Origin of the sequence: Streptomyces flavofungini, from assembly GCF_041028215.1 — a bacterium.
Classification (GTDB): domain Bacteria; phylum Actinomycetota; class Actinomycetes; order Streptomycetales; family Streptomycetaceae; genus Streptomyces; species Streptomyces flavofungini_B.
The window spans coordinates 1-14,646 of the sequence record NZ_JASKYR010000152.1 but is presented as its reverse complement, the minus strand read 5'-3'; the positions used below and the strand labels follow the sequence as shown (position 1 = coordinate 14,646).

15 protein-coding genes and 1 pseudogene are annotated in these 14,646 nt (G+C 73.7%); 7 read left to right on the top strand and 9 right to left on the bottom strand.

Features of this window, described 5'->3' with window-relative positions:
- The 3 genes from AB8Z36_RS13350 to AB8Z36_RS13340 form a co-directional block, all read right to left on the bottom strand.
- The coding region (locus AB8Z36_RS13350; protein WP_369213482.1) for an AAA family ATPase at positions 1-1,849 on the bottom strand (1,849 nt) is incomplete at its 3' end.
- On the bottom strand, positions 1,846-3,009 hold the full coding sequence (locus tag AB8Z36_RS13345) for an exonuclease SbcCD subunit D (protein WP_369213481.1): 1,164 nt from the start codon (positions 3,007-3,009) through the stop codon (positions 1,846-1,848). The genes AB8Z36_RS13345 and AB8Z36_RS13350, both read right to left, overlap by 4 nt.
- A gap of 95 nt (positions 3,010-3,104) precedes the next feature.
- Positions 3,105-3,731, bottom strand: a complete 627-nt coding sequence (locus AB8Z36_RS13340) for a YigZ family protein (protein ID WP_369213480.1) — start codon at positions 3,729-3,731, stop codon at positions 3,105-3,107.
- Positions 3,732-3,890: 159 nt separating this feature from the next.
- Between AB8Z36_RS13340 and AB8Z36_RS13335 the strand changes: the two genes are divergently transcribed.
- On the top strand, positions 3,891-4,559 hold the full coding sequence (locus AB8Z36_RS13335; protein WP_440581907.1) for a 4'-phosphopantetheinyl transferase family protein: 669 nt from the start codon (positions 3,891-3,893) through the stop codon (positions 4,557-4,559).
- A 47-nt stretch (positions 4,560-4,606) separates the two neighbouring features.
- On the opposite strand, the gene AB8Z36_RS13330 is transcribed toward AB8Z36_RS13335, so the two are convergent.
- From AB8Z36_RS13330 to AB8Z36_RS13320, 3 genes are all read right to left on the bottom strand, one after another.
- Complete coding sequence (locus AB8Z36_RS13330) at positions 4,607-6,271, bottom strand: amidohydrolase (RefSeq protein ID WP_369213479.1); 1,665 nt, start codon at positions 6,269-6,271, stop codon at positions 4,607-4,609.
- 69 nt (positions 6,272-6,340) lie between these two features.
- Entirely contained in the window at positions 6,341-7,810 is a 1,470-nt protein-coding gene (locus tag AB8Z36_RS13325; protein WP_369213478.1) for an APC family permease, read from the bottom strand.
- Between the two features lie 17 nt (positions 7,811-7,827).
- Positions 7,828-8,511: a transcriptional regulator gene (locus tag AB8Z36_RS13320; protein ID WP_369213477.1), complete on the bottom strand. Its 684-nt coding sequence runs from the start codon at positions 8,509-8,511 to the stop codon at positions 7,828-7,830.
- A gap of 150 nt (positions 8,512-8,661) precedes the next feature.
- Between AB8Z36_RS13320 and AB8Z36_RS13315 the strand changes: the two genes are divergently transcribed.
- Positions 8,662-9,117, top strand: coding sequence for a tellurite resistance TerB family protein (locus tag AB8Z36_RS13315; RefSeq protein ID WP_369213476.1), 456 nt, complete (start codon positions 8,662-8,664; stop codon positions 9,115-9,117).
- Between the two features lie 56 nt (positions 9,118-9,173).
- Here AB8Z36_RS13315 and AB8Z36_RS13310 read toward each other — a convergent pair whose 3' ends face one another.
- Together AB8Z36_RS13310 and AB8Z36_RS13305 are read right to left on the bottom strand one after the other, a co-directional pair.
- Positions 9,174-10,106, bottom strand: a complete 933-nt coding sequence (locus AB8Z36_RS13310; RefSeq protein ID WP_369213475.1) for a M56 family metallopeptidase — start codon at positions 10,104-10,106, stop codon at positions 9,174-9,176.
- Between the two features lie 23 nt (positions 10,107-10,129).
- The gene (locus AB8Z36_RS13305) at positions 10,130-10,537 is read right to left on the bottom strand and encodes a BlaI/MecI/CopY family transcriptional regulator (protein WP_369213474.1); all 408 of its coding nucleotides are present in this window, start codon (positions 10,535-10,537) and stop codon (positions 10,130-10,132) included.
- 131 nt (positions 10,538-10,668) lie between these two features.
- Here AB8Z36_RS13305 and AB8Z36_RS13300 point away from each other — a divergent pair, with 131 nt between their 5' ends.
- Positions 10,669-11,244, top strand: coding sequence for a TerD family protein (locus AB8Z36_RS13300; protein WP_369213473.1), 576 nt, complete (start codon positions 10,669-10,671; stop codon positions 11,242-11,244).
- Between the two features lie 52 nt (positions 11,245-11,296).
- On the top strand, positions 11,297-11,707 hold the full coding sequence (locus AB8Z36_RS13295; protein WP_369213472.1) for a CoA-binding protein: 411 nt from the start codon (positions 11,297-11,299) through the stop codon (positions 11,705-11,707).
- Between the two features lie 51 nt (positions 11,708-11,758).
- Here the strand turns inward: AB8Z36_RS13295 and AB8Z36_RS13290 are convergent, their stop codons facing one another.
- Positions 11,759-12,820, bottom strand: a complete 1,062-nt coding sequence (locus tag AB8Z36_RS13290) for a PucR family transcriptional regulator (RefSeq protein ID WP_369213471.1) — start codon at positions 12,818-12,820, stop codon at positions 11,759-11,761.
- Between the two features lie 74 nt (positions 12,821-12,894).
- Here AB8Z36_RS13290 and AB8Z36_RS13285 point away from each other — a divergent pair, with 74 nt between their 5' ends.
- From AB8Z36_RS13285 to AB8Z36_RS13275, 3 genes and pseudogenes are all read left to right on the top strand, one after another.
- A complete protein-coding gene (locus tag AB8Z36_RS13285) occupies positions 12,895-13,335 on the top strand; it encodes a nitroreductase family deazaflavin-dependent oxidoreductase (protein WP_369213470.1) in 441 nt (146 codons plus the stop codon).
- A 113-nt stretch (positions 13,336-13,448) separates the two neighbouring features.
- Positions 13,449-14,333 (top strand): AAA family ATPase, encoded by an 885-nt coding sequence (locus AB8Z36_RS13280; protein ID WP_369213469.1) that lies wholly within the window; start codon positions 13,449-13,451, stop codon positions 14,331-14,333.
- A 26-nt stretch (positions 14,334-14,359) separates the two neighbouring features.
- Positions 14,360-14,646, top strand: a pseudogene (locus AB8Z36_RS13275) (hypothetical protein); the annotation flags it as partial.

Genomic DNA, 14,646 nt, shown 5'->3' with positions numbered 1-14,646 from the left:
GCCCGACGCGGAGGGCGGCCAGTTCACCGGCTGCGGGGTCATGGGCGACGGGGCCGCCCTCCGCGTCGGGCTCCTCGCCCTGTGCGCCGCGCGCGGCGGCGGCCTGCGCGGCGAGGGCTTCGCGGATCTCGGCCAGGGCGCGCTCGGCGGCCGTGCGGGACTCCTCGGCGGTCCGGTGGGCGGCCAGCGCCGCTTCCTCCGCGCCGCGGTCCACATGTCCGGCGCCCTTGCGGGCGGGCGCGGGGTGCTCCGTCGCCCCGCAGACCGCGCACGGCTCGCCGTCGCTGAGGTGCGCGGCGAGCTCGGCGGCGATGCCGGTGAGGCGCTGCTCCTTGAGGTCCAGCCAGTGCTCGTGGGTGGCGGTGGCGCGCTCGCGGGCGGCGAGGGCGCGCTCCTTGGCGGCCGTCGCGTCCTGGGCGAGCCGGTCGCGGCGCCGGGCCGCGTCCAGGCGGGCCTGGGCGGGTTCGAGGCGACCGGCGAGGCGCTCGGCGTGGGTGACGGCCTCCTGGGCCGAGGTGATGCGTTCCTGGAGGGCGGTCCGGGTGGTGTCCCAGCCGTCCAGCCACGCCGTCGCGTCCTGGAGCAGCTCGTCGTCGGCGCGCTCCTGGCGGTCGAGCGAGGCCCGCTCGTCGGCGATGTCGGCGAGGCGCCGCTCGGCGCGGCGGGCGGACGCGAGGCCGCCCAGCTCCTCCGCCGCCTTGCGGGCGGCCGCGGCGAGCCCGGCGGCGCCGGAGGCGGCGAAGGTGTCGGGGAGCAGGGCACGCGCGCGTGCCTCCTCCCGCGCGGCGCGGCGGTGCTCCGCCTCCGCGGTGTCGCGCAGCCCGAGCGCGGGGGCGACCGTGTCGGCCTTGCGGGCCCGCTCCAGTCGCCGCTCCGCCTCGCGCAGCTCGCCCTCGCGCGCGTGCAGCCGCGCCGCACGCTCCCGCGCCTCGGCGAACCTGGCCTGCAGCTGGTCGAGTTCGCGCGCGTCGGCGACCGCGCGCTCCGCCGTGGCCTGCGCGGACTCGGCGGCCGTGAGCGCGCAGCGTGCGACCGTGAGGCGTTCACGGGCGTCCGCGCGGGCGACGGCCGCCCAGGCGAGGACCTCCGCCGCGAGCCCGGGGTCGCCGGGCGCGAGGCCGGGCAGCGGCAGTTCGGTGCCCCGGCCGTCGTCCGTGGCGGCCTGCTGCATACGGTGCGCGTCGGCGAGAAGCGCCGCGTCGCCCGCCTTGACCTCGGCTTCCGTGGTGCGCCGCTGCTCGGCGAGGCGCTGCTCGACCGCGGCGAAGCGGTGGGTGTCGAAGAGCCGGCCGAGCAGCTTGCCCCGGGCCTCCGCGTCCGCGCGCAGGAAGCGCGCGAAGTCACCCTGGGGCAGGAGCACGACCTGGCAGAACTGCTCCTTGCTCATGCCGAGGAGCTGGGTGATCTCCTCACCGATCTCCTGGTGGGAGCGGCTGAGGTCCTTCCAGCCGCCGTCGGCACCGGCCGGTGGCCCGCCCACGTACTCGCGCAGCCAGCTCTGGGCCTTCTCGGTGGTCGTGCCCGTGCCGCGCTTCTTGGGGCGCTCCCAGGGCGGCTGCCGGGTGAGTTCGAGGCGGCGCCCCGCCACGGTCAGTTCGAGGCAGACCTCCGTGCGCGTGCCCGCGTGGGCGTGGTCGCTGCGCAGGGTCATGCCCTGCCTGCCGCCCTGCCGGTCGCCGGGCACCGAGCCGTACAGCGCGAAGCAGACGGCGTCCAGGACGGAGGTCTTGCCCGCACCCGTGGGGCCGTGCAGCAGGAAGAGCCCGGCTGCGGAGAGGTCGTCGAAGTCGATGTCCTGCGGGGCGCCGAAGGGCCCGAAGGCGGTGAGGCGCAGCCGGTGGAGTCTCATCGGGCGACCTCGCGCAGCGTGTCGTCGGCGCGGACCGCGTCGAAGGCCGCGCTCAGTACACCGCGCTCCGCCTCGTCGGGCTCCGCGCCGCGCACATGGACGACGAAGTCGTCGGCGATCTGCTCGTCGCTGCGGCCCTTCAGGCGCTGGGCGTAGGACACATCGGGGTCGTCGGGCGACCGGTCGGGGTCGAAGACGAGGCTGAGCGTGTGCGGGAAGCGGGCGCAGAGCCGGGCCATCGGGTCGTCGGGCCGCACCGCGTCGGTGAGCGTGGCCTCGACCCACGCCTCCTCGTGGCGGTCGAGCGCGGGGTCCTCCAGGAGGTCCTCCAGGGTGCCCCTGACCCGGGCCAGCGCGCGCTGCACCGGGCAGTCGACGCGCTCGGCCACGACGTCCCCCTCGGGGCCGAGGTCGACGAGCCACATGCTCTTGCGGTGGTCGGCCTCGGAGAAGGAGTACGGCAGCGGGGAGCCGGAGTAGCGCACGCGCGCGGTGAGGCTCTGGCTGCCGTGGAGGTGTCCGAGCGCCGCGTAGTCCACGCCGTCGAAGATCTCGGCGGGGACCGCCGCGACGCCGCCGACCGTGATGTCCCGCTCGCTGTCGCTGATCCGGCCGCCGCTGACGAAGGCGTGGGCGAGGACCACGGAGCGGGTGCCACGCGCCCGTGCGCCGAGGTCGGCGCGGACGCGGTCCATGGCGGCGCCGATGACCGCCTCGTGACCCGCCTTGGACACCCCGAACTCATCCTTGACCAGAGCGGGTTCGAGGTAGGGCAGTCCGTAGAAGGCGACGTCCCCGTGGGCGTCGGCGAGGATCACGGGATCGGCGCAGGCCGCGGGGTCGGTGCGCAGGTGGATGCCCGCGCGGCCGATGAGGCCGGCGCCGACGCCGAGGCGGCGCGCCGAGTCGTGGTTCCCGGAGATCATCACCGTGGGCACGCCGAGGTCGGCGAGGCGGTGCAGCGCGTCGTCGAAGAGCTCGACCGCCGCGAGGGGCGGCACCGCCCTGTCGTACACGTCTCCGGCCACCACGACGGCGTCGACGGCCCGCTCGCGGACGGTCGTCACCAGGTGACCGATGAAGGCGGCCTGGGCGTCGAGCATGTTCACGCGGTGGAACGAGCGGCCCAGGTGCCAGTCGGACGTGTGCAGCAGCCTCATGATCCTTGAGAGTAACGGGCGGGTCGGACATCACGGGCGGCTACCGCCGCATCCGTTCTCGACCGGTGCCCCCGACTTCCCGGGGGCACCGCGCGTCAGGCGTCTCCGTACGCCTCTCCGCCGAGTTCGAACTCCGCGGCTCCGGCGGTGACATCGGCGAGCCAGCCGCGGAAGGCGTCCACGTCGGCGTCGGGCAGGCCGATCTCGATCGTGACCGCCTCGCCGTAGCGGACGTCGCGCACCTCACGTCCCGCCGTGCGCAGATCGTTCTGCACCTTGCCCGCGCGCTGGTGGTCGACGGTGACCGTGGCGAGGCGGAAGCGGCGCCGGGTGACGGTGCCGAGGGCGTCGAGCGCCTCGCCGACCGCTCCTCCGTAGGCGCGGATGAGGCCGCCCGCGCCGAGCTTGACGCCTCCGTAGTAGCGGGTCACCACCGCCACCACGTACCGCATGTCGCGGCGCGTCAGCATCTGGAGCATCGGCACGCCCGCGGTGCCGCCGGGCTCGCCGTCGTCGCTGGCCTTCTGCACCGCCGCGTCGGCCCCGATCACATACGCGAAGCAGTTGTGGGAGGCCGTCGGGTGCTCCTTGCGGACGCGCGCCACGAAGTCCTGCGCCTCCCGCTCGGTGGCCGCGGGCGCGAGGGCACACAGGAAGCGCGAGCGGTTGATCTCGGTCTCGTGCACGCCCTCGCGGGCCACTGTGCGGTACTCGTCCTGCATCACGCCAGCGTATGCGGTTCTCCCGCGCCGCCCGCACCCCGGCGGCGGCGTCCCGCGGTGCGGGCGTCTGCTACGCGCGCGTGACGCCCGCCGGGTACCGTGCCTCTCGTGACGTCACCCTCGATATCCGTGCGCCCGGTCCCGGAGTCATCCGGCCCCCTGGCCTCCCTGCTCGCCGCCGTGCCCGTCACCGTCGAAGAGACCCATGACGATCCGGCCGACGCGGTCCTCTTCGCCGAGGAGGCGGCGGTCGTGGCGAACGCCGTGGCCAAGCGGCGCAACGAATTCACCACCGTCCGCCACTGCGCGCGTGCCGCGCTGTCCCGCATCGGCGTGGCACCCGCCCCGATCCTGCCGGGCCAGCGGGGGGCGCCGCGCTGGCCCGCCGGTGTCGTCGGCAGCATGACCCACTGCGCGGGCTACCGTGCGGCGGTCGTGGCCCGCGCCGACGAGGTGATCTCGCTCGGCATCGACGCGGAACCCGCTGAGCCGCTGCGCGATCAGGGCGTCCTGGAGCTGGTCGCCGACGCGACGGAACGCGCCGCGCTCGCGGACCTGGCCGCCCGGCAGCCGGGCACCCCCTGGGACCGGCTGCTGTTCAGCGCCAAGGAGTCCGTCTACAAGACGTGGTTCCCGCTGACCGGCCGCTGGCTCGGTTTCGAGGAGGCGCGGCTCGACCTCGCGACCGACGGGACGTTCACCGCGCGGCTGCTCGTCGAGGGGCCCGTGGTGGAGGGCGCCGAGCTGAAGGTGTTCTCCGGCCAGTGGGTGGTGCGCGACGGCATCGCGGCCACGGCCATCGTCCTGCCGGTCACCAGGCGTCCCTAGGGTCCTTCGGGTCCGCAGGGTCCTCAGGTCCGTGAGGTCCGTCCTGGTCACGAAGCGTACGTAGGGTCCGCCGACCGGTCCCCCGACGGCTCGGGGGGCCGGGCCCGGTGGGTCGCCCGGCCGCCCAGCCAGGTGCCGAGCACGCGCGCGTGGCGGATCTCCATGGGGTCGCCCGCGCGCGGGTCGGCCGAGAGCAGGACCAGGTCGGCCGGGGCGCCCGGCGTGAGGTGCAGCCGGTCGTCGGCCCCCGCCTGGTGGGCCACGCCGGTGGTGGCCGCCGTCAGCGCCTCCTCGGCGGTGAGCCGCTGCCGGGGGATCCAGCCGCCGCGCGGCTCCCCGTCGAACGTGCGCCGGGTGACGGCGACTTGGATGCCCTCCAGGGGGATGTGCGAGCTGACGGGCCAGTCGCTGCCGAAGGACAGGCGCACGCCGTCCCGCGCGAGCTCACCCATGGGGTACTGGAGGTCCGCCCGGTCCGCGCCGATGCGCGGGACGGACAGCTCGGTCTGGAGCGGGTCCGGCTGGGCCCAGAGCGGTTCGAAGTTGGCGATGACGCCGAGCGCGGCGAACCGGGGCAGGTCGGCCGGGTCGACGAGCTGGACGTGGGTGATCACGGGGCGGCGGTCCCAGGCCGGATTGGCGCGGATCGCGGACTCGATCGCGTCGAGCGACGCGCGCACTCCCGCGTCGCCGATGGCGTGGATGTGCGTCTGGAAGCGTGCCGCGTCGAAGGCCTGGACGGCCTCGACCAGGGCGGCGGGCTCCCACACGGGCATGCCGCAGCTGTGCGGGGCGTCCAGATAGGGGGCGAGCAGCGCGGCCGTGCCGCCCTCGATGACACCGTCGCTGAAGAACTTCACCGTCCGCGCCGTCAGCAGCTCGCCGCCGTCGGCGGCCACGCGCGCGCGGGTGTCCGCGAAGGGGCCGAGCTGGTCCAGCCACCGGTCGGGGTCGGCGCGCTGGGCGAGATCGACGCGGACGGTGAGCGCGTCGCGGCGGGCGGCGCAGAGATAGGCGTCGGCCATCTCCGGCTCGACCCAGGCGTCCTGGACCCAGGTGATGCCCGCGCGCGCGTACGCGTGCCCGGCCCTGCGCACCGCTTCGACGAGGTCGTCCATCGGGCGGGAGGGCACCTGGTCGAGCACCAGGTCGCAGGCGTGCCACTCGCGCAGCGTGCCCATCGGGCTGCCGTCGGGGCGGCGCACGATCCACCCGAGGCGCGGTTCGGGGGTCGCCTCTGTGACTCCGGCCCTGCGCAGCGCCGCGGTGTTGCACCACACGGTGTGGTAGTCGTGGGCGCGCAGGACGACGGGCCGGTCGGGTACCGCAGCGTCGAGCCAGCGCGCGTCGAACTCCCCGTCGGGCGCGAGCGCCGGGTCGTAGGAGGCGCCGACGATCCACTCGGCCTCCGGGTGCTCAGTGGCCCAGCGGCCGACCTCGGCGGCGATCGCGGCCACCGAGCCGAGCTCCTTGATCTGCGGGCCGAAGCTCTCCAGGCCGCCGAAGAGCGGGTGGGCGTGGCCGTCGCCGAAGGCGGCCATCAGCAGTCCGTCGCCGATGTCGACGACCTCGTCGGCGGTCGGGACGAAAGTGCGGGCGTCGTCGCCGAGCGCGAGGATCCGGCCGTCGCGCACGGCGAGGGCCGTGGTGTCCCCGTGGACGTCGCTTCCGGTGCGGACCGCGCCGAGAAAGACCAGGGTTGTCGCCGTCATGCCGTCGGTTCCTCCTTGCTCGCGTTTCCGCGTGGGTCCGGCCGGGGGTGCGGGCGGTTCGGGCGGGTCTCATACGCGCTCGGCGTCCACCGATGTCAGCCGCTCGTAGGACGCCGGGGCACGCCTTCTGATCCGCAGGGCGAGGGCCGCTCCCGTGCCGAAGAGCAACGGGAGCGGCGCGATCAGGGCGACGTTCACCGTGCGCGTGGCCCCGGTGAGCAGATCGAGGTTGGCGCAGACAAGGACGATCATCACCGACAGGCCCGCGCAGGCCAAGAGGGGTGCGGCGATCACTCGCCAGGCGGGCATCCCCCGCCGGTCGCGGCGGAAGAAGCCGTACACCGCGAGGGCGGCCAGCGCCTGCAGGAGCATCACACCGAGGATGCCGGACCCGCTGCTCCACAGGAACGTGACGGTGTACGGGTCGGCTCCGCCGAGGACCGTAGCGATGATCACGGCGAGGGCGAGCGCCGACTGGAGGACCACCGCGGCGGCCGGGGCCCGGGTCCTTGAGGAGACGGTGCCGAGGCGGGCCGGGAGCAGGCCTTCCCTGCCCAGGGCGTAGAGGTAGCGGGCGGCGCCGTTGTGGAAGGCGAGGGTGGCGGCGAAGGCGCTGGTGATGATCAGCACATGCATGGCGTCGGCGGCCCAGGCCCCGGCGAAGCGCTCGGTGGCCGTGAAGACCATGTCGGCGCCTCCTTCGCCGTTCGCCGCCTTCTGGGCGCGGTCGGCGCCGTACGCGTTGATGATCATCCAGACGGTGAAGGTGTAGAAGAGGGCGAGGAAGGCCACGGCCACGCAGGTGGCGCGCGGCACCGTCCGCTCGGGGCGCCGTGCCTCCTCGGCGTAGATCGCCGTGGCCTCGAAGCCGATGAAGGCGCCGATCGCGAGGACGAACATGCCGCCCACCCCGGCACCGCCGAGGTGGGCGGGCGACAGCGCCGCCACTTCGAGGCCGTGCGGGCCGCCGCCGTGGGCGAGGACGCCCCCTTCGAAGACCAGCAGCACGAGCACTTCGAGGACCAGGGCGACGCCGAGGACCTTGGCGCTGAGGGTCACCTTGAGGTAGCCGAGCACGCCGATGGCGACGAGCCCGGCCGTCGCCCAGAGCCACCACGGCACATGGATACCGGTGAGGTCCGTGAAGCCCGACTCGGTGAACCACCCGAAGGCCACCAGCAGTCCGGCCTCGATCGCGTTGTACGAGAAGAGCGCCACGTACGCGGAGCCCGCTCCCGTCACCCGGCCGAGACCGCGCCCGATGTAGGCGTAGAAGGCCCCGGCATTGCGCACGAAGCGGCTCATCGCCGTGAACCCGGCGGCGAAGACGACGAGGAGCAGCCCCGAGATCAGATAGCCGAGCGGTGCCGCCCGGCCCGCCATCGCGATGGCCAGCGGGGCCACGCCCGCCATGACGGTCAGCGGCGCGGCGGCGGCCACGACGAAGAAGACCAGATCACCGGTGCCGACGGCACCCTCGTCGAGACCGCCGCGGGGCGCGGGCACGGACGGATCGAGACCGTCGCGGGGCGCGGGCACGGACGGGCGGATCTCCCTCAAATGCCCCGCACCGCCTTGTCGCCGCTCGCGAGCGTCGTCCAGAACATCTCTTCGTAGCACTGCACGAGGTGTCCGTAGCGCAGGTGGGCCGCCGTGACGCGACGGCGGTCGAGAGCGGCCTGGACGGCGGTGACCGCCTGCCGGTCGAGCTCCGGCGCGGGCTCGGCGAACAGGTCGAAGAAGCCGCAGGCCGCGTCCGCGAGGCCGTACCGGTCGCGCAGCGCGCGGGCGATCACCTCGCAGCAGGCGCCCCAGGAGGCGAAGTTCGCGGTGAGGGCGATGACGACGTCGGCGGGTTCGGCGTTCAGCGCGAGCCAGGCCGCGTACGCGGGATAGGCCTGGCAGCCGGGCTGCGGTTCGTAGGTCGCGCTCTCGGCCGCGCTCACCTCCAGGGCGTCCAGCAGCGGGGCGAGGCGTTCCTCGGCGAGGGACTCGCCGTCGGCCAGGGCCTCGAAGAACGCGGCGGACTCCAGGTCCTTGGTGTCGGCCGCGCGCCGGGCGAGGTGCTGGAAGGAGCGCCGGTCGGCGGGGATGACGTGCCACTGTTCGAGGGCGAGCACGGCCAGCGTGCGCGGGGCCGCCGTGCCGTCGGCGATGTGCGGGACGAGCGGGTTCGATCCGGGGTCGAGGGCGAGGCGGGCGGCCGTGGTCCGCAGGAGCTCTTGTGCCGTCGGCGTCATCGCGCGCACCTTCCGCTGGGCGGGAACTTCTCGGTTCGACTGCTAGTTTCTACTCTGTTGTAGAACTTGGCGCGGCCGCGGCCCCACGCGTCCCGTGGACCGCGCATCGCGCCAACACCCCTGACACACCGATAGTTTATGGAGTTCTCCATGGCCCTGTGGGATCGCCTCAAGGAATCCGCGTCGACGATGCAGACCCAGCTGATGGCGAAGAAGAACGACCTCAAGAGCGGCGCCTTCCGCGACGCCAGCATGGCCATGTGCGCCCTGGTGGCCGCCGCCGACGGCAGCGTGGACCCCTCGGAGCGGCAGCGGGTGGCCCAGCTCATCGGCACGAACGAAGTCCTTCAGAACTTCCCCGCGGAGGACCTCCGCCGCCGCTTCGAGGGGTACGTGGACCAGCTCACCGCCGACTTCGCGTTCGGCAAGGTGAGCGTCATGCAGGAGGTCGCCAAGGCGAAGAAGAAGCCCGCGGAGGCCCGCGCCGTCGTCCAGATCGGCATCATCATCGGCGGCGCCGACGGTGACTTCGACAAGGACGAGCAGGCCGTCGTGCGCGAGGCGTGCTTCACGCTCGACCTGCCGCCGCACGAGTTCGACCTGTAGGCAACCTCCCCTGCGGGCGCCCCGGCGTGCGGCCCCGCCGGGGCGGCGCGGCCGCCTCAGAGCGGCGTGGCCGCGCGCAGGATGAGCACCATCGTGACCGCGGAGTTCGCCGATGACATCGCGGACACGGCGGTGCCGAACCCCGCGCACCACAGGGCGAGCCCCATCGAGGTGAAGACCGAGGGGCGGGTGCGGGCGGACGGCGCGGGAGCGAGCAGCGCGGCGACGCGGCGCGGCACGGGCCCCGGCGCCGCGAGACCCGCCAGGGTCGGCGCGGGCACGCCCCGGGAGACCAGGGCCGCCTTGCCGATGGCCCGGGCCACGGTGCGCCGGTCCCGCACGGCGCGGGCCGCGCTCTCGTCGGCCCAGCGCTCCGCGGTGAAGGCGACCGAGGTGCGCAGCGGACGCAGGAAGGGGTTGGCGCGGGCGGCGAGCTGGGTGATCAGCAGGTGCCGGTGGTGGCGTGCGGTCAGATGGGCCCGCTCGTGGGCGAAGAGCGCGCGCCGCTCCGGGGCCGTCAGCTCGGCCAGCATGGCGGTGGTGACCACCACCCGGCCGCCGTTCCGCGACGGCAGGGCGTAGGCGTAGGAGGCGTCGTCCGCGAGGACGGCGACAGAGGTGCCGGGCAGCCCTTCGAGGGCGCGGCGCACCCGTCGGCGTACCCGCGCGTGCCGCCACAGCAGACGGGCGCAGGCCGCGCAGACGGCGAGCAGCGCGGGGATGGCGGCCCGCCCGGCGATCCCGTCGTAGGGCACGGCGGCCCGCACCTCGGGGTCGGACCAGCCGTCCGGCAGCGGGTTGCCGGGCAGCTGGGCGGTGCCGACGACCATGAGCAGCGCCAGGCAGAGCGTGCTGCACAGGGCCATCACCCCGGCGACGGCGGTGAGCACTCGCGTGGCCGTGCGCGGGTGCAGATGCTGCTCGGCGAGGCGCGCCACCGGCCACGCGGTCAGCGGAAGCACCAGTGGCAGGAAGACGAAGACGCCCATCTGAGAAGGCCCCCTTCCGGGCGTCAGTCGTCCGCTTCGGCGTCCGCCCGGCCGAGCAGGTCCCGCAGGAGCTGCTCGTCGTCGGGCGTCAGCGTGGTGACGAAGCTGGCGAGGACGGCCTCGCGGTCGCTCTCGCCGTCGAGCACCTTGCGCATGCGGAAGGCGGCGAGCCCCGCCTCGTCGGACGCGGAGGACCAGGCGAAGGACCGGCCCGCGCGCTCCCTGGTCACCACGTCCTTGGCGAGCAGCCGGGTCAGGATGGTCATGACCGTCGTATAGGCGAGATCGCCGCCGATCCGTTCCTGCACCCAGGCCGCGCTGACCGGCTCCGGGGCGGCGTGCAGCGCGGCGAGCACCTGCTGCTCCAGCTCGCCCTGCGCGCGGCGGCGCAGCCGTGGCTGCCGCTGCTCGTGCTCGTCGTGGTGCTTCATGCCCGGCTCCCTCCAGCCTTGTCATGCTCCGCGGGGAGCGCCACATGGTAACGGGCCTCCGCCGCACATCCTTCTTCTACAGTCCTGTAGTTTTTCTGGTGAGTCCATCACCCCTACCTCAGGAGGACATCGTGGGAGTTTCCCTGGCCAAGGGCGGCAACGTCTCGCTCAGCAAGGAGGCCCCCGGCCTCACCGCCGTCCTGGTCGGCCTCGGCTGGGACGTGCGCACCACGACCGGCACCGACTACGACCTCGACGCGAGCGCGCTGCTCTGCGACGACTCCGGCAAGGTCGCCTCCGACCAGCACTTCATCTTCTACAACAACCTCACGAGCCCGGACGGCTCGGTCGAGCACACCGGCGACAACCTCACCGGTGAGGGCGAGGGCGACGACGAGGCGGTCAAGGTGAACCTCGCGCAGGTGCCCGCCGACATCACGAAGATCGTCTTCCCGGTCTCCATCCACGACGCCGAGAACCGCGGCCAGAGCTTCGGCCAGGTCCGCAATGCCTTCATCCGCGTGGTGAACCAGGCGGACGGCGCCGAGATCGCGCGCTACGACCTGTCCGAGGACGCCTCCACCGAGACCGCGATGGTCTTCGGCGAGCTCTACCGGCACGGTGCGGAGTGGAAATTCCGCGCGGTCGGCCAGGGTTATGCCAGCGGGCTGCGCGGCATCGCGTCGGACTTCGGCGTGAACGTCTGACCGACCGGCGGCCCCGCGGCCGACCGGCCGCACTTCAACGAGGAGGCAGGTCATGTACGGCGACCAGGAGACGGTACGCAGGATTCTGACGGAGCGCGGGGACACCTGGGCGGTCGTCGGTCTCTCCGAGAACCGCGACCGAGCCGCGTACGGCGTCGCGGCCGTCCTCCAGCGCTTCGGCAAGCGCGTCGTGCCGATCCACCCCAAGTCCCCGACGGTCCACGGCGAGCAGGGCTATCCGTCCCTGGCCGCCGTCCCGTTCAAGATCGACGTGGTCGACGTCTTCGTCAACAGCGCCCTCGCGGGCGCCGTCGCCGACGAGGCGGTCACGGCCGGTGCCTCGGCCGTCTGGTTCCAGCTCGGCGTGATCGACGAGGCGGCGTACGACCGTACGCGCGCGGCCGGTCTGGACATGGTCATGGACCGCTGCCCCGCCATCGAGATCCCCCGCCTCGGCCGCTAGCGGCCGGCTGAGCTTGCCCTCCCTGAGCCCCCTCCGCGTCGCGGAGGGAGCTCAGATCCGGGTGTCCGGCCAGTCGAGCAGGCGCGCCCCGATGACCGCGGTCTGGAGCGTGTAGCGGTGCACCGGGTCGGCCGGGTTGGCGCCGGTCAGCTTGTGGATGCGCGCCAGGCGGTAGGTGAGCGCGCGCACGCTCAGGGCCAGCGCGCGGGCCGTCTCCGCCGCGACACAGCCGGAGTCGAAGTACGCGGTGAGCGTGTCGAGGAGCGGCCCGGCCCCGCCGCGCGCCTCGCGCAGCGGACCCAGGGTGTGCAGCACCAGATCGGCCATGGCCTGCCGGTCGCGGGTCAGGACGGGGTAGACGAGCAGATCGGCGGCGCGCAGCACGGGGGCGTCGAGCTCCAGGCGCTCCGCGAGATCCAGGGCGCTCAGGGCCTCCTCGTACGACTGGACGACTCCCCCGGGGCCCGGTCGCGGGCGGCCGATGGCGACGCGGCAGCCCTCGGTGGCGGCGTACGCCTGCTTGGCGAAGAAGGTGAGCACCTCGGCCTGGTCGCCCGGCGCGACGCACACCAGGCGGCCGTCCTTGGTGGTGAGCAGGATGCTGCGGTCGCCGAACCTGCCGATCAGGGCGCGCTCCACCTCGCGGGGGACGGCGTGCCCTTCCTCGTAGCCGCGCCGGTCCTGGGCGACGGCGACCGCGTGTTCGTAGGAGAGGCGCAGGCCGAAGCGCTCCGCGCGTTCGGCGAGCCGGCCGAGGTCGCTGCGTCCGTACAGCAGGTCGTCGATGAACTCCCGCCGCTTGCCCTCCTCCTGACGGATCGCCAGGCGCTGGGCGCGTTCGTAGCCCTCGGCGAAGGCGTCCACCGCCTGCTCCGCCGCCGCGAGGACGCTGTCCACGGCCTCCGCGCGCCCTCGGGGCCAGTGTGCGCGGGTCGCCGCCAGATGCGCGCCGACCAGGGCGCGGAGCCCGTGCCCCGCCTCGGCCGCCCGCTCGCCGAGGGTGCGCCGGGAGTCCAGCTCCTCGCGGGTCAGACGGCGTCCCGTGCGGGAAGCCGCGGTGAGGATGTCGGCATAGCCGTCGAGGTAGCCGTCCGGTATGCCGTGTCCCGCCATTTTCGCCCCCTATGTCTTGACGCATCGTAGCAAGTGCCCAGGAACAAACGGCGTTCGCCCGCCGTTCACGGAACATGCCTCTGACTGGAGAGTACGAGCCGGGCTCGTGGGACTGGGCGAGCAGGCAGGCCGAGTTGATCGAGAGTTCCGGTGGCACCGACGGCACGACCATCATGGGCAAGCCCGTGATCCTGCTGACGTCGGTCGGCGCCAAGAGCGGCAAGCTGCGCAAGAACCCTCTGATGCGCGTCGAGCACGCCGGGGAGTACGCGGTGGTCGCGTCCAAGGGCGGCGACCCGGTGAACCCGTCCTGGTACCACAATCTCGTGGCCGAACCGCACGTCGAGCTGCAGGACGGCACGGAGCGGAAGGACTACCGCGCGCGGATCGCCTCCGGCGAGGAGCGGCGGATCTGGTGGGAGCGCGCGGTCGCGGCCTGGCCGGACTATGCGGAGTACCAGAAGAAGACGTCCCGCGAGATCCCGCTCTTCATATTGACCCCGTTCGAGAGCTGACCCCTTCGAGAGCTGACCCCCGGCCTCCTCGCACGACGTCCCCCGCACAATGCCCCTGCGCCCGACGCTTCCGCGCGGACCGCGCGCCGCACGACCGACCTGGAGAACCCAGCATGACGTCCGAGCCCCCGACGACCGGATTCTTCACGTCGGTCGACGACGTCGCGGCCCGCCTCGCCGAGACCGGATACCTCGCCTCCCCCGCGGTCGCGACCACGGTCTTCCTCGCCGACCGGCTCGGCAAGCCACTGCTCGTGGAGGGCCCGGCCGGGGTCGGCAAGACGGAGCTGGCGAAGGCCGTCGCACGGGTGGCGGGAGCACGCCTGGTGCGGCTCCAGTGCTACGAGGGCGTGGACGAATCACGTGCGCTCTACGAGTGGAACCACGCCAAGCAGTTGCTGCGCATCACCGCCGGGCGCGACGAGTCCTGGGACGAGACCCGCACCGACATCTTCGGCGAGGAGTTCCTGCTCTCGCGCCCGCTGCTCACCGCCATCCGCGGCGACGAGCCGACGGTGCTGCTGATCGACGAGACCGACAAGGCCGACGTCGAGGTCGAGGGCCTGCTCCTCGAAGTGCTCAGCGACTTCCAGGTGACGGTGCCCGAGCTCGGCACCATCGCCGCGGAGCGCCGCCCGTTCGCCGTCCTGACCTCGAACGCGAGCCGTGAGCTGTCCGAGGCGCTGCGCCGCCGCTGTCTGTTCCTGCACATCGGCTTCCCCGAGGAGGAGCTCGAGCGCCGCATCGTCCGGATGAAGGTGCCGGACCTGGACGAGGCGCTCGCCGCGTCGGTGGTGCGCGTGGTGGGCGCGTTGCGCGCGATGGACCTGCGCAAGGTGCCGTCGGTCGCGGAGACCATCGACTGGGCGCGCACCCTGCTCGCCCTCGGCGCGGACATCCTGGACGAGACCGTCGTGCGCGAGAGCCTCGGCGTCGTCCTCAAGCACCAGGACGACGTGCTGAAGGCGGCCGCGAAGCTGGACCTGGACGCCGTGTGACCGCCCGAGCGGCCGCGACGGCACCCCTGACCCCGACGGCGACCGCGGACAGTCTCCCCCGGCGCATCACCGGCCTGGTCGCGGCGCTGCGTTCGCACGGTCTGCGCATCGGCACCGGCGAGACCGTCGACGCCGCGCAGGCACTTCAGGCGCTCGGTTTCGACGACAGGGAGCGGCTCAGGGAGGGCCTCGCCGCCGCCCTGCTCCACCAGCAGAGCCAGCGGGCGGTCTTCGACCCCGTCTTCGATCTGTACTTCCCGCTGGGCGTCGGAGGGCCGGGCGGGCACGAGGGTCACGGGGATGAGGACGCGGG